The sequence below is a fragment of the Niveispirillum irakense DSM 11586 genome, assembly GCF_000429645.1.
GTDB classification, from domain to species: domain Bacteria; phylum Pseudomonadota; class Alphaproteobacteria; order Azospirillales; family Azospirillaceae; genus Niveispirillum; species Niveispirillum irakense.
This window is the reverse complement of record NZ_AUCG01000021.1, coordinates 63,354-77,326: the sequence shown is the minus strand read 5'-3', so window position 1 is coordinate 77,326 and position 13,973 is coordinate 63,354. Positions and strand designations below refer to the sequence as shown.

Annotated in this window: 15 protein-coding genes; 14 read left to right on the top strand and 1 reads right to left on the bottom strand. The window is 61.2% G+C overall.

The window, feature by feature from the left end; translation table 11 throughout:
* The first annotated feature begins 1 nt into the window (after position 1).
* On the top strand, positions 2 to 1,543 hold the full coding sequence (locus G473_RS0109365; protein WP_029012890.1) for a malonate--CoA ligase: 1,542 nt from the start codon (positions 2 to 4) through the stop codon (positions 1,541 to 1,543).
* Between the two features lie 42 nt (positions 1,544 to 1,585).
* Here the strand turns inward: G473_RS0109365 and G473_RS26030 are convergent, their stop codons facing one another.
* Entirely contained in the window at positions 1,586 to 1,960 is a 375-nt protein-coding gene (locus G473_RS26030) for a Crp/Fnr family transcriptional regulator (RefSeq protein ID WP_035706412.1), read from the bottom strand.
* Between the two features lie 105 nt (positions 1,961 to 2,065).
* Between G473_RS26030 and G473_RS0109355 the strand changes: the two genes are divergently transcribed.
* From G473_RS0109355 to G473_RS0109300, 13 genes are all read left to right on the top strand, one after another.
* Positions 2,066 to 2,656, top strand: coding sequence for a TetR/AcrR family transcriptional regulator (locus G473_RS0109355; RefSeq protein WP_029012889.1), 591 nt, complete (start codon positions 2,066 to 2,068; stop codon positions 2,654 to 2,656).
* A gap of 124 nt (positions 2,657 to 2,780) precedes the next feature.
* Positions 2,781 to 3,620, top strand: a complete 840-nt coding sequence (locus G473_RS29160; RefSeq protein ID WP_154667334.1) for an alpha/beta hydrolase — start codon at positions 2,781 to 2,783, stop codon at positions 3,618 to 3,620.
* A gap of 78 nt (positions 3,621 to 3,698) precedes the next feature.
* On the top strand, positions 3,699 to 4,106 hold the full coding sequence (locus tag G473_RS0109345) for an MAPEG family protein (protein WP_029012887.1): 408 nt from the start codon (positions 3,699 to 3,701) through the stop codon (positions 4,104 to 4,106).
* 30 nt (positions 4,107 to 4,136) lie between these two features.
* Positions 4,137 to 4,817, top strand: a complete 681-nt coding sequence (locus G473_RS0109340; RefSeq protein WP_029012886.1) for an SDR family oxidoreductase — start codon at positions 4,137 to 4,139, stop codon at positions 4,815 to 4,817.
* Positions 4,818 to 4,849: 32 nt separating this feature from the next.
* Positions 4,850 to 5,461: a 2-hydroxychromene-2-carboxylate isomerase gene (locus tag G473_RS0109335; protein WP_029012885.1), complete on the top strand. Its 612-nt coding sequence runs from the start codon at positions 4,850 to 4,852 to the stop codon at positions 5,459 to 5,461.
* An 83-nt stretch (positions 5,462 to 5,544) separates the two neighbouring features.
* Entirely contained in the window at positions 5,545 to 7,545 is a 2,001-nt protein-coding gene (locus G473_RS26020) for a S9 family peptidase (RefSeq protein WP_051330085.1), read from the top strand.
* A gap of 77 nt (positions 7,546 to 7,622) precedes the next feature.
* Positions 7,623 to 8,531, top strand: coding sequence for a LysR family transcriptional regulator (locus tag G473_RS0109325; RefSeq protein WP_029012884.1), 909 nt, complete (start codon positions 7,623 to 7,625; stop codon positions 8,529 to 8,531).
* Between the two features lie 170 nt (positions 8,532 to 8,701).
* Positions 8,702 to 9,601 (top strand): hypothetical protein, encoded by a 900-nt coding sequence (locus G473_RS30265; protein WP_154667333.1) that lies wholly within the window; start codon positions 8,702 to 8,704, stop codon positions 9,599 to 9,601.
* A 224-nt stretch (positions 9,602 to 9,825) separates the two neighbouring features.
* The gene (locus G473_RS0109320; protein WP_029012883.1) at positions 9,826 to 11,094 is read left to right on the top strand and encodes a DUF2254 domain-containing protein; all 1,269 of its coding nucleotides are present in this window, start codon (positions 9,826 to 9,828) and stop codon (positions 11,092 to 11,094) included.
* Positions 11,095 to 11,194: 100 nt separating this feature from the next.
* A complete protein-coding gene (locus tag G473_RS0109315) occupies positions 11,195 to 11,680 on the top strand; it encodes a formate dehydrogenase subunit gamma (RefSeq protein ID WP_029012882.1) in 486 nt (161 codons plus the stop codon).
* Positions 11,677 to 13,248 carry a formate dehydrogenase beta subunit gene (locus tag G473_RS0109310; RefSeq protein WP_029012881.1) on the top strand — a complete coding sequence of 524 codons (1,572 nt, stop codon included), beginning with the start codon at positions 11,677 to 11,679 and terminating at the stop codon, positions 13,246 to 13,248. Before G473_RS0109315 ends, G473_RS0109310 begins: the two co-directional genes overlap by 4 nt.
* 74 nt (positions 13,249 to 13,322) lie before the next feature.
* Entirely contained in the window at positions 13,323 to 13,553 is a 231-nt protein-coding gene (locus G473_RS0109305; RefSeq protein WP_029012880.1) for a DUF433 domain-containing protein, read from the top strand.
* 14 nt (positions 13,554 to 13,567) lie between these two features.
* Positions 13,568 to 13,918, top strand: a complete 351-nt coding sequence (locus G473_RS0109300) for a DUF5615 family PIN-like protein (protein ID WP_210163271.1) — start codon at positions 13,568 to 13,570, stop codon at positions 13,916 to 13,918.
* Positions 13,919 to 13,973: the final 55 nt, after the last annotated feature.

The window sequence follows — 13,973 nt, the reverse complement described above, 5'->3', positions numbered from 1 at the left end:
GATGCAGAACGGGAAAAGCGGCAATCTCTACCACCTGATCGAAAGCCGTTTTCCCGCCGATATGCAGGCCCGGTTCATCACCCTGATGGACGGGCCGCGCCAGGGCATCTGGTACAATTACGCCGACCTCGTTTCCATCTCCGCCCGTTTCGCCCATGCGATGGCGGCGCTGGGCGTGAAACGGGGGGACCGCGTGGCCGTGCAGGTGGAGAAGAGCGCTGAGAACCTGTTTCTCTATCTCGCTACCCTGCGCCTGGGTGCCGTCTATCTGCCCTTGAACAGCGCTTATCAGAAGGGCGAGATCGCCTATTTCCTGGAGGATTCAGGCCCGGCCTTGTTCGTTTGCCGCCCGGAAGATGAAGCGGAGATGGTGGCACTGGCGGCCCGCTGCGGCGTGCCGGCGGTGGCGACCCTGGGCATTGCCGCCGATGGCAGCCTGCCCGACATGGCCATCGACCTTTCGCCTGAATTCGACACCGTGCCGATGGATGCGGATGATCTGGCCGCCATCCTCTACACGTCCGGCACCACGGGCCGGTCGAAAGGCGCCATGACCAGCCATGGCAACCTGGCCAGCAACGCGCTGGCGCTGCATCGGCTGTGGGGTTTCCGGGCGGGGGATGTGCTGCTGCATGCGCTGCCCATCTTCCATGTCCACGGGCTGTTTGTTGCCACCAACACGACTTTGCTGAATGGCGGGTCCATGCTGTTCCTGTCCCGGTTTGATCCGGACCGGGTGGTGGCGTTGCTGGGGCAGGCCACGGTGATGATGGGGGTGCCCACCTTCTATACCCGCCTGCTGGGCCATCCCGGTTTCACGCGGGACAAGGTGGCGCATATGCGTCTGTTCATCAGCGGTTCCGCGCCGCTGCTGGCCGATACGCATCGGGAATTCAGTGAGCGCACGGGCCATGCCATCCTGGAACGCTACGGCATGACGGAAGGCGGGATGATCACCTCCAACCCGCTGGAAGGCGACCGGGTGCCCGGCACGGTAGGCTTCCCGCTGCCCGGCGTGGAACTGCGCATCGCGGGGGAAAAGGGGGAGGTGCTGGGCACCGATCACGTCGGCTCGATTGAGTTCAAAGGCCCCAACCTGTTCAAAGGCTATTGGCGCAAGCCGGAGAAGACGGCGGAGGATATGCGCCCCGACGGCTTCTTCATCACCGGCGATGTCGGCAGGATCGACGCGCGCGGCTATCTCCACATTGTCGGCCGCGCCAAGGATCTGATCATTTCCGGCGGGTTGAACGTCTATCCCAAGGAAGTGGAGATGGTACTGGATGGGCTGGACGGGGTGGTGGAAAGCGCCGTGATCGGCCTACCGCACCCCGATTTCGGGGAGGCAGTGGCCGCCATCATCCAGAAGCGACCGGGCCGCGATGATGTGACTGAAGCGGCCTTGATCGCCCAGGTCCGTGACCTGCTTGCCAGCTTCAAGGTGCCCAAGCGCATCTGGTTTGTGGATGAATTGCCGCGCAACCAGATGGGCAAGGTGCAAAAGGCCCTGCTGCGTCCGCAGCACCAGGACACGTTCCGCTGAAAGGGGAAGGTGTAAGTTTTTCCCCCAAACGGTAAGGAAGGCTCATCCCACCCGCTGTTCCAACTCGTCCAGCCGGCGGGCCATGGTGCGGATATTGTCGATCAGCAACTGCACCAGTTGGCGCAGCAGCGGGTCGGCGCCATAAAGGCTCTCGCGCAGCACGCTGGCTGGCATCCGCATCAGCACCGACTCCATCTCCGCACTGGCGTTGGCCATGCGCGGCTTGCGGTCGAAGATGGCCATCTCCCCGAACACGCCTTTTTCATCCACCGTGCCAATGATGGTGGGGTGGATTTCATCGCCGCGCCAGATGCGCACCCGCCCCTTTTCCACCACATAAAGACTGTCGCCGGGATCACCCTCCTTGAACACCAGTTCGCCGGGTGCGAAAGTACGGCGTTCGAATGCGGCGGACATGGGCGGTAACCTCGTCGCGTGGTGGATGCTTCATCCAATACCTTTCCGCCGGCCCTTTGTCATGGGGCTTGACAATAGCACGACCGTTCGTTTTATTATTGTCCTATGAGCAAGGGCGAACGCACACGCGCCGTCATCCTGGACCAAGCGCTGGCCATGACCAGCACCGATGGATTGACCGGCCTTACCATTGGCACGCTGGCCGACCGGCTGGGCATGTCAAAAAGTGGGCTGTTCGCCCATTTCGGCAGCAAGGAAATGCTGCAGGCGGCTGTGCTGGACCGTGCGGCGGAACTGTTTGCCGATACGGTGGTACGCCCCGCCCTGCAACAGCCGCGCGGCCTGCCGCGTGTGCTGGCTTTGTTTGAGAACTGGATTCGCTGGACCCTGCACCCGGTTCTGCCCGGCGGCTGTCCGATCCAGGCCGCTTCTATCGAGTTTGATGATCGTCCAGGCCCTTTGCGTGACCATATCCGCCAGCATCAGGAGGATTTGCGCCGCGTGATCATGGGGGCTGTCCGCCGCGCGGTGGATGAGGGGCATCTGCGTGCCGATCTGGATGTGGAGCAATTCGCGTTTGAGGGCATGTCGCTCTGTTATGGCTTTACCCAGATATACCGCCTGTTTCAGGACCCCAAGGCGGAAAGCTGGGTGCGGCTGGCCATCCAGGGGCTGGTTGAACGTCACAGGACTTGATTATCCGCCATCCTTCCTGGGTGGCGGTGCAGCAGAAGATGGAGATCAGGCGCGGCCAAGCCGCTGCCATGGGCTGGAGGTAGAGATGTTTTTGCCTAATAAAAGCACGAACGTTCGGTCTTTTATGAAAAGAGAGAGCCCCATCGGTTGGCTGGACGGATTGGCCGCCCTGGCCCGGCCCTGGTCGGCGGTGGCGGAAGCCGCGCGCCTTTATTTCACCCCTGAACGTGCCGTCGCCCCACCCGCCTTGCCTGAGCCGGCAGGTGGTGTGGTGCTGGCCGTACCTGGCTTCACCCCCCATCTCAACGCCCGTTTATGGCCGGCAGCGGGGGCGGGCGGGCCGCTGGTGCTGTTGGCGCATGATTGGGAAGGGCAGGTGCAGGATGTGATGCCCCTGGTGGCGGCGCTGCTGTCGCGGGGGGCGGGTGTGCTGGCCTTTGATGCGCCGGCCCATGGGCGCAGCAGCGGGGACAGCACCCATCTGGTCGAGATGGCGGCAGCGGTCCGCGCGGTTGTGCGGGCGGTGGGGGCGCCGGTTCACGCCGCCATTGGCCATGGGGTCGGGGCAACGGCATTGACCCTGGCGTTGGAGGGGGACTGGCCCGGCACCCCGCCGGTGCGGCTTGTGTTGCTGGCCCCGCTGGCAGACCCGATGCTGCCCGTGCGCCAGATCGCCCATATCCACAGGCTGGATATGAATGGGGAGATGGAACTGGTCCAGCGCATCGACCGGGTTATGGGGCAGCCTATTGCCGCCCTGGTGCCGAAGGCCCCGCCCGTGGCCGGACTGCTGGTCCATAGCAGCGATGACCGGATCATGCCGGTGGCTGATGCGTTGCACATCGTGGCTGGCGCTGCGTCCTGGCGCACCCATCTGGTGTCCGGTCTGGGGCATCGCCGCCTTATCGGGGATGTCTCGGTTGTGGCCCTGGCTGCTGATCATGCCGTTGGCCGGGATGGTTGATTGCCACCCATCGACCAGCGTCGCGGGCTGGATTACTCTGTTACCACAATAACAATCATGATCTGACGTGGGGGAATAATGGCTTTCATGGTGACACCGCTTTATGCCGGCCTGCTGGGCCTGATGCTGCTGGTTTTAAGCGCCCTGGTGTCCCGCCAGCGGCTGCGCCACAAGGTTTCCATTGGTGATGGCGATGTGCCGTCGGTGCGGGCGGCGATGCGGGTGCAGGCCAATTTCGTGGAATATGTGCCGCTGGCATTGATCCTGCTGGTGCTGCTGGAACTGTCCCGCCATTCCCTTTATGTGCTGCATGCGCTGGGCATTGCCCTGGTGCTGGGCCGGGCCTTGCATGCGTATGGCCTGACAAAGCGGCCCGGCGGTCGCAGCTTTGGCCGTGGCGTTGGTATCCTTCTGACCTGGATCACCATTCTGGTCGCCTCGGTGCTGCTGATTGTGGCGGCCATCGGCCGTATGGCTGTCGCCTGATCCTTTCCGGAGAGCAAGGAGACATACTCGATGCCTACCGTGATCATCACCGGTGCCAATCGCGGCATCGGCCTGGAGCTGGCGCGCCAGTACAGTGCTGATGGCTGGACGATCATCGCCACCGCCCGCGAACCGGCCACGGCCGCGGACCTGACGGCGCTTCCGGGTGTGGAGGTAAAGGCCCTGGCGGTGGATGACAGCGCCGCCATCACGGCCTTTGCTGCATCCCTGGCCGGCCGCCGCATTGATCTGCTGATCAATAATGCCGGCATCATGGGGCCGGATTTGCCTGCCCAATCCCGTGATGGGATTGATGCGGCGGGCTGGGTACAGACAATGCAGGTGAACGCGCTGGCGCCTATCCTGCTGGCCCTGGCGGTGAAGCCCTTCCTGGCGCCCGGCGCCAAGATCGCCACCATTTCCAGCCAGCTTGGCTCCATTGCAGAGAATGAGTCGGGCGGCATGTATGCCTATCGGGCATCCAAGGCGGCAGTGAATATGGGCAACCGGTCGCTGGCAGCCGATCTGCGCGATGCCGGCATCACCTGTCTGGTCCTGCATCCGGGCTGGGTCCAGACCGATATGGGCGGTGCCAAGGCCCCCGTGACGGTGCCGGACAGTGCTGCCGGCCTGCGCCGCGTGATTGCCGGCGCCACGCTGGCCGATAGCGGCAGCTTCATCGCCTATGACGGGCGGCGCCTGCCCTGGTGAGGGCCTGTTCATCGTTATCGGAGGAAACCATCATGGCAGCGTCCCCGATTGAGTTCTATTTCGACTTCTCCTCCCCTTACGCCTACCTCGCCGCCGCCCGGATCGAGAATGTGGCGGCGGAACTGGGACGTAGCGTGCGCTGGCGGCCGATCCTGCTGGGCGTGGTCTTCAAGACCACCTCAGGCCAGCCGAACCTGATGAAGCCCTTGCAGGGTGATTATCTGCACCATGATGTGCCGCGCTGTGCCCGGCGCTGGCATATCCCGCTGATCAGCCCGTTGCCGCCGATCTTTGGGTCCCTGGCGGCGGCACGCGGCTTTTACTGGCTGGAGGGACAGGAGGGGGATGCCCATCTGCCGGCGGCTTTCGCGCGGGCCATCTTCAATGCCCATTGGGCCGATGGGCGGGACATGGCGCTGCCGGAGAATGTGCTGGATGTGGCCGCCGGTCTGGGCATCAACCGCGCCGCGATGGATGATGGTATCCGTGATCCGGCGGTGAAGGAGAAGGTGCGCGTCGCAACGGAAGAGGCAATGGCGAAAGGCGTTTTCGGCGTTCCTTATTTTGTCGTCGATGGCGAGCCCTTCTGGGGCGCAGACCGCATGCATCAGATGGCACAATGGGTGCGGGAAGGCGGCTGGTAAGGTTGGTAAACGGCCTCGGCTGGGATAGGCTGTCCCGGCAATCCAACCACGCCGCAAAGGCGTAGAGCCGAGGGTATCGGACCTTGACCAGAGCCAAGATTATCGGCGCCGTGGCGCTGACCCTGCTTCTATCCACGACCGGCATCGGTCTGGCGATGGCGCAGACGGCGCCGGCTGCGACCGTGAACCGTGTCCAGTCCGGCAATATCGTGACGGAGAATGTGCCGGCCCTGGATGCCGCGCTGGGCGAAAGGCTGAATGCCTATCTGAACGCCCGCGCCGCCTCTGTGCTGGACTGGACGGCGGATGGCAAAGGGCTGTTGATTTCGACCCGCTTCGGGGAGACGGCACAGCTTCATCTGGTGGAAGGGCCGATGATGGCCCGCCGCCAACTGACCTTCGCCAATGAACCGATCACCCAGGCCCATTTCAACCCGCGTTCCGGCAGCCAGGATCTGGTCTATGTCTGGGATCGTGGCGGGTCAGAGAATTACCAGTTCTTCCATCTGGATATGGCCAGCGGGCAGACCCGGCTGGTCACCGATGGCAAGTCCCGCAATGGCGGCTTGACCTGGGCGCACAAGGGCGACCGGTTCGCCTTTTCCAGCACCCGGCGCGATGGCACCAATACCGATATCTATGTCGGCACTCTGGCCGATGCCGCGACGGTGAAGCCGCTGGTGGCGGAAACCGGCTCCTGGTCGCCGGTGGCCTTTTCCCGCGATGATAAAAGCCTGCTGGTTGGCCGCTATATCTCCATCACCAAATCCTATCTGACGGTGGTGGATGTGGCGACCGGCGCGCAGACCCGCATCAAGCCGGAGATGGAGAATGTGGCGCTGGGCGGCATCGGTTTCACGCCCGATGGCAAGGGCGTGTTCCTCACCTCTGACGAGGCGGGGGAGTTTAAACGCCTGGGCGTGCATGACATTGCCAGCGGCAAGACCCGCTGGCTGACGGAGAACGATCCCTGGGACGTGGATGGGGCGGAATTGTCGGCCGATGGCAAATATCTGGCCTATGTACTGAATGAGGGCGGCTGGTCCCGCCTGCGGGTGATCGACACCACCAGCTTCAAGCCAGTGGCCCTGCCTGACCTGCCGCAGGGTGTGATCGGCGGCGTGAAATTCAGCCCCGATGGCGGCCGTCTGGCCATCAGCCTGTCGCGGCCGACGTCCCCGTCCGACGCCTGGGTGATCGACCTGAAAAAGCGCCAAGTCACCCAATGGACGCGCAGCGAAGTGGGCGGGCTGAACACGGATAATTTCGCCGATGCCAAGCTGGTGGAATTTCCCACCTTCGACCAGCAGGACGGCAAGCCCCGCATGATCCCGGCCTTCCTCTATATGCCGAAGAACGCGGTGGCAGGGGCGAAGCTGCCGGTCATCATCAACCCGCATGGCGGCCCGGAGGCGCAGACCCGGCCCGGCTTCTCCGCCACCGTGCAATTCTGGGCGAATGAGTTGGGGGCGGCGGTGCTGCTGCCCAATATCCGCGGCTCTGACGGGTACGGGAAAACCTATCTGGGCCTGGATAATGGCTTCAAGCGGGAAGACAGCATCCGCGATATCGGTGCGCTGCTGGATTGGGTGGCAACCCAGCCCAACCTGGATAAGGACCGGATGGTGATTGCCGGTGGTTCCTATGGTGGCTATGTCACCCTGGCGGCCATGACCCATTATAATGACCGTCTGGCCGGCGGGGCCAGCACGGTCGGCATCTCCAACTTTATCACCTTCCTGGAGGCCACGGCCGATTATCGCCGTGACCTGCGCCGCCCGGAATATGGTGATGAACGTGATCCGGCGATGCGGGAATTCCTGCAGCGCATCTCCCCCCTGACCAACGCGGCCAAGATCACCAAGCCGATGCTGGTCATCCAGGGGCAGAACGATCCGCGTGTGCCGGTGGGGGAATCTGAGCAGATGGTGGCAGCCATCCGCCGCAATGGTGGTGATGTCTGGTACGTGCTGGCGCTGGATGAGGGTCATGGATTCCGCAAGAAATCCAACCAGTTCGTGGGACTGATGGCCCAAGCCCAGTTCTTCACCAAGGTCTTCGGCACCAGGCCGGCGGCCCCCTGATCCCGGACGAGGGCGGCGGGGAGGGGAGCCCCCCTCCCCGTGAGGACAGGTGCTGTTTCCAGCAAAAGGGATGGGCCATGATCGATAAGCTGGAATTTTTCATCGCGCTCGCCCGTGAACAGCATTTTGGCAAGGCGGCGGAATCCTGCGGGGTGACGCAGCCGACCCTTTCTGCCGGGATCAAGCAGTTGGAGGACACGCTGGGCGTGCTGCTGGTCAATCGCGGCGCGCGCTTCATGGGGCTGACGGCCGAAGGCGACCGGGTGCTGGACTGGGCGCGGCGCATCGTCAGCGATACCCGCGCCATGCGGCAGGAGGTGCATGCCCTGCGCCACGGCCTGATGGGGCATTTACGGCTGGCTGCCATCCCGACGGCATTGGCTATGGTATCGGCCCTGACCACGCCTTACCGGGAGCGCCATCCTGGCGTGCGCTTCTCCATCCTGTCCCGCACCTCGCAGGAGGTGTTGGGCATGCTGGAAAATCTGGAGATTGATGCCGGGCTGACCTACCTGGATAATGAGCCGCTGGGTCGTGTGCGTTCCATCCCGCTTTATCGGGAGCATTACCGGCTGTTGACCTCGCGCGACAGCCCGCTGGGCGACCGTGATCAGGTGAGCTGGGCGGAGGTGGGGCATATCCCGCTTTGCCTGCTGACGCCCGATATGCAGAACCGCCGTATCATCGACCGGCTGCTCATCGGGGCCGGGGCCCGCCCGGCCCCGACCCTGGAAAGCAATTCCATGATCGTGCTGTTCTCCCATGTCCGCACCGGCAAATGGGCCAGCGTGATGCCGGAGGTGCTGGCCAGCACCCTGGGCCTGACCGACCCGATCCGCGCCATTCCCATTGTGGAACCGGATGCCGTGCATACGATCGGGCTGGTCGTGCCCAATCGCGACCCCATGACCCCCTTGACCGCCGCCCTGGTAACCGAAGCCCGCCGCTTCGCCCGCCAGCATGTGGAGGCAGGCGGGGTATTCTAAGTTTGATTCAGAAAGAGTTCTACTGCGGTGGCTGTCGAAGATTGAATTTTATCCGTTTGACCAAAAATTCTATTCGTGATTTCAGATTTCCTGATAAAATATGAAAAACGATTTATTTTTTGTGCGCGACATTACCAATTCAGCAGGAAAATTAGGCGCTAGGAGCATTTATGGCCTATTTAACGAGGATAAAAAATGGAAACTATACCGATTCAGATGTGGGGCAATTCTATATAAAAGAAAGATTTAATCACGGCCCATTCATTCGTGAAATAGGAGATTTCATTGCCCACCCCAAAAGAGATAAAGGGGGAAGCTTTAATACAATTATAAATGCATACTCGCAATTTGCTTTTGCTCAGGTTTATCAGCTTGGATCTGAGTCTAAAAAACAAAAGCCTCTTAATCATAATGGCGCTTGTGAGTGGTGGATGAAGCCATATTTTGAAAGTAAAATCGAAGAATACTCATCAAGCGATCTCTTAAAAGAGATTGGAATGTCAAAAACAACGGTAAAAGCAGAAATTCTTTCTTGGTTCGCAAAAAAAGACAAATTTCCAACAGAAATCAATGCAAAGAATGTGTCTAGATTCTATAGAATTGCTAGTTTGTTTTGTAGGACAATTTCTATCAGGCCTGCCTTTACAATAGAAGATGCATACTCAGAATTGCTTTTTTCATTTAAAAAATTGGGCATAAAAAATGAAATTTGTGAAGAATTTATTGTCGCCACCGCGGTTGTTATTAATAATTTAGAGATAGAATTACATTCTAGTGTTACAGCAAAAATATCAATCGATGCTTCTCGATTGCATTGTTCGAGGATTTCTAACTGTAATAATACTGGAAAGGCTGATTTCTTTGATAGATCTCTAATAATTTCAATTATCACAAACTCGCAAATGAGAGATGAATTACTTGATATTAGGATTGATTTAATTGATACAAAGATAAATATCTTGAAATACTTTAATGAATCTTTATTTATCAAAAATAGCGTATTTTATTTGGATGAAAATTGCAACCTTCAATTTGATTCTAAATTGAAGAACAAAGTTACTGTATGTTGATTTTTCATTTGACCATTAAGATAATAAGCGCTTAAAATGGTTAATCGGAAATTCTATGATTTTATCTATAAGTTGAATTCATATTATGACTGCGGGGTTGCATCCTAAAACGTACATATTGCACGAGTGTTAGCCAACAATGGCGTGCTGATGAAATGAAAATTTGATCCAACTGCTCCGCCAATCCGTTACCGGTGTGTAGGGCCATCCAGAGGGGGAAATGGATGTCGCGTTGGCAGTGGATTTTCAAACAATTAACCCGGCGGCTCTGGCTGCGGGCCAGCCTTATCGGGCTGCTGGGCATCCTGACGGCTATCCTGGCGGCGGTGGTCGAGCCTTATATACCCTGGCATCTGCCGGGGGCGATGGGGGCGGATTCCATTGACAGTATCCTCACCATCATCGCGTCCAGCATGTTGTCGGTGACGACATTCTCCCTGTCGGTCATGACGTCTGCCTATGGGGCAGCCACCAGCAATGTTACGCCGCGCGCTACCCGGCTGTTGATGGAGGATCGGACAACGCAGAATGTCCTGTCCACCTTCATCGGGTCTTTTCTGTTCGGCATTGTCGGCATCATCGTGCTGCAGACCGGTGCCTATGGGGAGCGGGGGCGGGTGATCCTGTTCGCGGTGACGCTGGGCGTGATCGCGCTGATTGTTATTTCCCTGCTGCGCTGGATTGACCATCTGACCCGGCTGGGCCGGGTGGGGGAGACGACCGACCGGGTGGAACGGGCCACCGAAGCCGCCATGCGCCACCGGCTGGCGCTGCCCTATCTCGGCGGGCGAAAATTGGCGGCAGGGTTGCTGGAGCCGCCAGCACAGGCGTTGATCGTGACAGCCGGATGCGTCGGCTATGTCCAGCATATCGACATGCCGGCGCTGACCGCCTGTTCTGAGCGGGGCAAGCGGGATATTCATGTGCTGACCCTGCCCGGCACATTCGTCTATGGCGATACCCCATTGCTCTGGATGGACCGTCCTTCACTGGAGGGGGAGGAGATCGACGCCTTTGGTGAGGGCATGCGCCGCGCCTTTACCATCGGCAATGAACGCAGTTTCGACCAGGACCCGCGCTTCGGTCTGGCCGTGATGAGCGAGATTGCCTCGCGCGCCATGTCGCCGGGGGTGAATGATTCCGGTACCGCCATCGACGTGATTGGCCGCATGACCCGGTTGATGGATTTATGGGGGCAGGGGCCGACCAAACCGGAAAGCGAAGCGGTTGACCACCCCAATATCCATGTCCCGCCACTGTCCACCGCCGACCTTTTTGAGGATGCCTTCATGCTGATCGCCCGTGACGGTGCCGGGCTGGTGGAGGTCCAGATCCGACTGCGCAAAGCCTTGGCAGCGCTTGCCCGCAAGGTCCATTGCGAGCCGGATTTCTGCGCGGCGGCCGTGCATCAGGCTGATCTGGCATGGGCGCGCGCTGACGCCGCCCTAACGCTGAAAGCCGATCGGGAGAGGCTGCGCCAAGTGGAGCTTTGATAGAAATGTTCTATCGCAGCATGGAACAGCTATGTTGAATCCCATCGTTTGGTTTGTTTATCTCATCTGCAACGATTGCTGATGAGGAAGGCAGCCCCCGATGCCAAACCCGTCTCTTCGCCCCACCTGGGATCCGTTCCGGGCGGAAGCGATTATTGCTGACCATGCCCAGATGCCGGGCGCCCTGTTGCCCATCCTGCACGCGCTGCAGGAAGAATTCGGCCATGTGCCCGAGCCGGCGGTGCCGCTGCTGGCCGATGCGCTGAACCTGTCGCGGGCGGAGGTGCATGGCGTCATCACCTTTTATCATGATTTCCGCCATGATCCCGCCGGCCGCCATGTGGTGAAGCTGTGCCGGGCAGAGGCGTGCCAGTCCATGAAGGGGGAGCATACGGCCAGCCATCTGCTGCGCCGGCTGGGCATTGATTGGGGCGGCACCACGCCCGACGGGTCGGTGACGGTGGAACCGGTCTATTGCCTGGGCCTCTGCGCCACGGCCCCCGCCGCGCTGGTGGATGGGGAGCCGCATGGCCGTCTGACCCCGGAAAGCCTGGCTGGCATTGTTGAGGAGGCGCGGCGCGCATGAATACCGCCCCGATATCGCCGATCCGACTGCTCATCCCGCAGGATGTGGCAGCCCTGGCCGTGGGTGCCGAGCGGGTGGTGAAAGCCATCACCAGCCACGCCGCTGCCGATGGCACAGCGATCACCATCACCCGCACCGGGTCGCGCGGGCTGTTTTGGCTGGAAACGCTGGTGGAGGTGGAAACACCCGCCGGTCGCATCGCCTATGGTCCGGTCAACCCGCAGGATGTGCCGGGCCTGTTCAATGCCGGCTTCCTGCTGGGTGGGGCGCATCCGCTGCGCCTGGGCCGGATGGAGGATCATCCCTGGCTGAAGGGCCAGACCCGCCTGACCTTTGCCCGCTGCGGCATTGTCGATCCGCTGTCGCTGGAAGATTATGAAGCGACGGGCGGATACAAGGGGCTGCGCCATGCGCTGTCCATCGGCCCGGCTGCGATTGTGGCGGCTGTAACCAAATCCGGCCTGCGCGGTCGTGGCGGGGCCGGCTTCCCCACCGGCGTGAAATGGAAGACGGTGGCCGACACCAAGGCCCCGCAGAAATATATCGTCTGCAACGCCGATGAAGGGGACAGCGGCACCTTCGCCGACCGGATGATCATGGAGGGCGATCCCTTCTGCCTGATCGAGGGCATGAGCATTGCCGGCATCGCCGTGGGGGCGACCAAGGGGTACATCTATTCCCGCTCCGAATATCCCCATGCCAACCGCACCATGCGCGCCGCCATTGCGGAGGCCTACCGCACCGGGCGGCTGGGGACGGATATTCTGGGCAGTGGTGTTACGTTCGATCTGGAATTGCGCGTCGGTGCCGGGGCCTATGTCTGCGGGGAGGAAACGGCCCTGCTGGAAAGCCTGGAGGGCAAGCGCGGGCAGGTGCGGGCCAAGCCGCCGCTGCCGGCGCATAAGGGCCTGTTCGGCCAGCCGACCGTGATCAACAACCTGATCTCGCTCGCCACCGTGCCGGTGATCCTGGCCGAAGGGGCGGCCTATTATGCTGACTTCGGCATGGGCCGTTCACGCGGCACCATGCCGATCCAGATCGCCGGCAATGTCCGTCATGGCGGGCTGTATGAAACGGCGTTCGGGGTGACGTTGGGCGAAATCGTCGAAGGTATCGGCGATGGCACCGCCACCGGTCGCCCGGTCAAGGCGGTGCAGTGCGGCGGTCCGCTGGGGGCCTATTTCCCGCCCATGCTGTTCGACACACCCTATGATTATGAAGCGTTCGCCCAGCGCGATGGGCTGATCGGCCATGGCGGGGTGGTGGTGTTTGATGACAGCGTGGACATGGCGGCGCAGGCGCGCTTTGCCATGGAATTCTGTGCCATCGAATCCTGTGGCAAATGCACCCCCTGCCGCATCGGCTCCACCCGTGGGGCAGAGGTGGTGGAAAAGATCATGGCGGGCCGGGAGGTGGATGCCAATCTGGCCCTGCTGGAAGATCTCTGCGCCACGATGAAGTTCGGCTCCCTTTGTGCGCTGGGCGGCTTCACCCCCTATCCGGTGTTGAGTGCCGTGCGCCATTACCCGGAGGATTTCCGGCGGCGTCATGCGGCGGCGGCGGAGTAGGGGGCGGTGATGCTTCTTGCAGACTTGCCAAATCCGGCCCACATTATCTGCACTGGTGCGAGAGAGGTCGGATCATGCCGATATTGGACCGGATCACCCAGGAACCGGGCGTCATGGGTGGCAAGCCCTGTATCCGGGGCAAGCGGGTTACGGTGGGCCTGTTGGTCGGGCTGGTCGCGTCCGGCCAGGAGATCGACAGCATCCTGGCCGACTACCCTTATCTGGAGCGCGATGACGTGCTGCAGGCCCTGCGCTATGCCGCATGGCGGTCGGAGGAACGCGAAATCACCCTCGCGTCAGCATGAAGCTGTTGATCGATATGAACTTGGCCCCCCGCTGGGTGCAGGTTCTGCAGGCCGAGGGGATCGAGGCGCAGCACTGGTCCAGCATTGGACCGATGGGAGCGCCGGACCGGGAGATCATGGCCTATGCGGCCGCTCACGGGCTGGTCGTGCTGACCCACGATCTGGATTTCAGCGCCATGCTGGCCGCGACGGGCGGGGCCAAACCCAGCGTCGTGCAAATCCGCGCCGAGGATGTCCGCCCGGAGGCGATTGGGCCGGCTTTGGTGGCGGCCTTGCGCCAGATGGCCGCCGATCTGGAAGCTGGTGCGCTGGTGACGGTGGAGCCCAAGCGCGCCCGGCTGCGCCTGTTGCCGTTGCGGGGCTGAAACCCTCGCTCTCCCCCTCATTTTACCGTCACCCCGGCGAAGGCCGGGGTCCAGT